At 71.1% G+C, this 3,924-nt stretch carries 2 protein-coding genes and 1 pseudogene; 1 reads left to right on the top strand and 2 read right to left on the bottom strand.

What is annotated here, in order from left to right; all coding sequences use genetic code 11:
- A partial coding sequence (locus tag VG296_RS27170; RefSeq protein WP_325570597.1) for a glycoside hydrolase family 3 N-terminal domain-containing protein occupies positions 1–2,423 on the bottom strand: 2,423 nt, incomplete at its 3' end.
- A gap of 14 nt (positions 2,424–2,437) precedes the next feature.
- On the bottom strand, positions 2,438–3,505 hold the full coding sequence (locus VG296_RS27165) for a LacI family DNA-binding transcriptional regulator (protein WP_349259710.1): 1,068 nt from the start codon (positions 3,503–3,505) through the stop codon (positions 2,438–2,440).
- 222 nt (positions 3,506–3,727) lie between these two features.
- Between VG296_RS27165 and VG296_RS27160 the strand changes: the two are divergent.
- A pseudogene (locus tag VG296_RS27160) lies at positions 3,728–3,924 on the top strand (hypothetical protein); the annotation flags it as partial.

The raw sequence follows: 3,924 nt of genomic DNA, 5'->3' as shown, positions 1-3,924 counted from the left end.
ACCGGCGTGTCCAGCACCCTATCAATACCCACGGTACGTATCGGGCCAGTCAGTGTGAACGAACCCGTCAGTGGCAAATCGTCAGAAGAGCCGCCAACGGTCACTGTGATGGTGCCGGGCTCAACGATCCGCGTCAAGTCCCGGCCGGTAAACGAGGTCCGGTCCGCGTGCAGCCGGAACGTGACGCGGGCCGCCTCGCCGGGCGCCAGCGAAGCCCGCGCGAACCCGGCGAGCCACTGAACCGGCCGCACCACCGAGGAAACGGGATCGCCCAGGTAGAGCTGGACGACCTCGGTCCCGGCGACCGGTCCGGTGTTGCGCATGGTGCACGATATCCGCACTTCGGCATCGGTCGATACCTCGTCCGCGGACAGCTCCAGGTCCGCGTACTCGAACGTGGTGTACGAGAGCCCGTGTCCGAACGCGAAGAGCGGCGTGGGGTCGACCGTGCTCGCGTTGTGCCGCGCGGCGTTCTTGGACCGCAGGTAGGTCGAGGGCCGCCCCCCGTCGTCGCGCGGGATCTCGACCGGCAGCCGGCCGCTTGGCGTCACCCGCCCGGTGAGCACCCCGGCGATCGCCGGCCCGCCCTCCTCGCCGGGGAAGAACGTCTGCACCACGGCCGCCAGCCGGCCCGCGATCGCGCCGAGCGCGTACGGCCGCCCGGTGACCAGCACCGCGACCACCGGGACGCCGGTGTCCGCGAGCGCGTGCAGCAACCGCTCCTGCCCGCCGGGGAGCCTCAGCTCGGCGGCGTCGCAGCCCTCGCCGCTGGTCCCGTGTCCCCACAGGCCGGCCTCGTCCCCCACGACCGCCACGATCACGTCGGCGGAACGACTTTGGCTGACTGCCTCGGCGAACCCCGACTCATCCGGTGTGCGGACGTCGCAGCCGCGCGCGTGCCCGGTCACGGTGACGCCCTCGGCGCGCAGCGCGTCGAGCACGGTGGCGACCTCGACGCCCGCCCCGCCACTGGAGCCGTCGAACCGCCGCATGTGGCCGAGGTGCCTGGGCATCGTGTAGCCGCCGAAGAACGCGAGCGGCTCGTCCGCGAGCGGCCCCACGACGGCGACCCTGGCGTTCGCCGCCAGCGGCAGCGGGCGGTCGCCCGAGTTGTCGCCCGAGTTGTCGCCCGTGTTGTGGCCCGTGTTGTGGCCCGTGCCGTTCGCCAGCAGGATCACGGATTCCTCCGCGAGCCGCCTGGCGATGTCCCGCTGCGCGGGCGGGTCCAGGTCCGGCACGTCCGCCGCCTGGTCGGCGCGCGGCGACCAGCCGGGGTCGAGCAGGCCAAGGTCGAGCTTCTGCCTGAGCACGCGCGCCGCCGCGCGCTCGATGAGCTCGGCCGGCACCTCGCCGGCCGCGGCCGCGTCGAGCAGCGGCTCGCCGAAGCAGCGGGTGCCTGGCAGTTCGACGTCTATCCCGGCGGCGAGCGCGAGGGCCGCCGCCTCGCCCTGGCTGGCAGCGACCGCGTGCTGCAACTCAAGGAAGGAGATCGCGTAGTAGTCGGAGACGGCCACCCCGTCGAAGCCGTACTCCTCGCGCAGCACGGTGGTCAGCAGGTGGGGATCGGCGCTGGCCGGCACGCCGTCGATGTCGACGTAGCTCGGCATCACCGAGCGCGCGCGGCCGAGCCGCAGGGCCATCTCGAACGGGACGAGGACCACGTCGGCGAGCTCGCGCGGACCCATCGACACGGGGGCGTGGTTCCGCCCGGCGCGGGAGGCGGCGTAGGCGGCGAAGTGCTTGAGCGTGGCCTGGATGCCGGACCGCTGCAGCCCGCGCACGTACTCGGTCCCGATGACGCCGACCAGGTAGGGGTCCTCGCCCATGGTCTCCTCGGTGCGCCCCCAGCGGTAGTCGCGGGTAACGTCGAGCACCGGGGCGAGCCCCTGGTGCACGCCGACCGCCCGCATGGTCGCGCCCATCGCCGCCGTCATCTCGCCGACGAGCGCCGGGTCGAACGAGGCGCCCCAGGCGAGCGGGGTCGGAAAGATGGTCGCGCCCCAGGCGGCGAAGCCCGTCAGGCACTCCTCGTGCGCGACCGCCGGGATGCCGAGCCTGCTCGCCGCGACGGTGCTGGCCTGCAGCGACGCGAGCGCGCTCATCCCGGCCGCCGGATCGACGGGGCGGGTGCCGAACACCCGGGTGAGCTGGCCGAGCCCGTTCTTGACCAGCTCCTCGAAGGGGGGCTGATCGTAGCTGAAGAACTGGTCCTGCATTGGCGCGACGCCGTCGCCCTCGCCCGAGGCGCCCATCCAGACGCTGCCGAGCTGCGCGATCTTCTCCTCGAGGGTCATCCGGCGCAGCAGGTCGGCGATCCGTTCCTCGGCCGGAAGCCCGGGATCCTGCCACGGTTCGCGGGGCCCGGAGTCCCCGTGCCCGGAGTCCCCGTGCCCGGCTTCACCGTGCCCGGCTTCACCGCCCACCGAAATGTCGGGCGCTACCGCGCCCGACATTTCGTACATTTCGGGTATGTCGTTAGGCATGCGCATAACGCTTCCTGCCGCAGGGCGGCGGTTGATTCGCGGACGTACAGCTCGGTGGACAGCTCGACCCGGTTCGTCCGCAGCGGCCTGCCGTCGATCAGGTCGCCGAGCATCTGGGCGGCGGCGCTGCCCATCTCCGTGAGCGGCTGGCGCACGGTCGTCAGCGGCGGCGAGGCCCAGCGGCTGACCGGCAGCTCGTCGAAGCCGACGACGGACAGGTCGTCGGGGATGCGCAGGCCGTGCCGGCGGGCCGCCTCGTAGACGCCGAACGCCTGCTGGTCGCTGCCCGCGAAGATCGCCGTCGGCCGGTCGGGCAGGTCGAGCAGCTCGACGGCGCGGGCGTAGCCGCCCTCGTGCTCGAAGTTGCCGTACTTGATCAGGTCAGGGTCGGTCGCGATGCCCGCCCGCTCCAGGGCCGACCGGTAGCCGTCCAGCCTGGCCAGGCTGCACAGCATGTCGGCGAACCCGGTGATCGCGCCGATCCGCCGGTGGCCGAGCGACAGCAGGTGCTCGGTGGCCGCCAGCCCGCCCGCCCAGTTCGTCGCGCCGACGGAGGGGATGTCCGGCGGCGGGGTATTGGCCGGGTCGATGACGACGAGCGGGATGCCCGCCCCGCGCAGCTGCCCGACCTGGGCGGTGGTCAGCGTGGTGGTGACAAGGATCACGCCGTCGGAGTGGTGGCTGGCGATCGCCGAGGTCCAACTCGCGGGCCTGGCGTCACCGTGGCGCACCGAGGACACCGCGATCGCGATGGAATGCTCGGCACCCCACTCCTCGACCCCACGTAGGATCTCTATCGCCCACGGGCTGTCAAGGCCGGCGAACACCAGGTCGATCAGCCCGGAGCGGCGGTGCGCGCGCAGCCCGTTCCTTCGGTACTGGTGCTGATCGAGTAGTTGCTCAACCCGGGCGCGGGTGGTCGGCGCGACGTCAGGCCTGCCGTTCACCACCTTGGACACGGTGGGCAGCGACACGCCAGCCTCCGCGGCGATCGCGGCGAGGGTGGTCTTCCGCACGGCCACACCCTTTCGACTCGATCTCGATATTTATCGGAAATCCGGACGGTACATGAAACAACGCTGTTCTTGCTGCATCGTACGGCAATCAAAGCAACATGAAAACGTTCGTAACGACGCGGAAACGAGGGGTTGACCACCATAAGTGGCGAACTTACGATGGCGGCACGTCGAAAGTATTCGAAAACTTTCGAAAGTGCCTTGCGCCCAACCCTTCAGGAGACAACTATGCGTAGCAGCCGGGCACTTGCCGTCGCCGCGCTCGCGGTGGCGACGGCAACGGGGGCCGCCGCGTGCAGCAGCGGCGGCAGTTCAAGCAGTCCAAGCACAAGCACCGGCGGGAGCTCAAGCTCCGGGGGCTCCACCGCCAACGTGACCCTCACCTGGTGGAACAACGGCACCAACCAGCCGTTGCTCGGCGTCTA

The organism is Actinospica sp. (assembly GCF_035552695.1).
Lineage (GTDB): Bacteria > Actinomycetota > Actinomycetes > Streptomycetales > Catenulisporaceae > Actinospica.
This window is presented reverse-complemented; position numbering and strand designations above follow the sequence as displayed.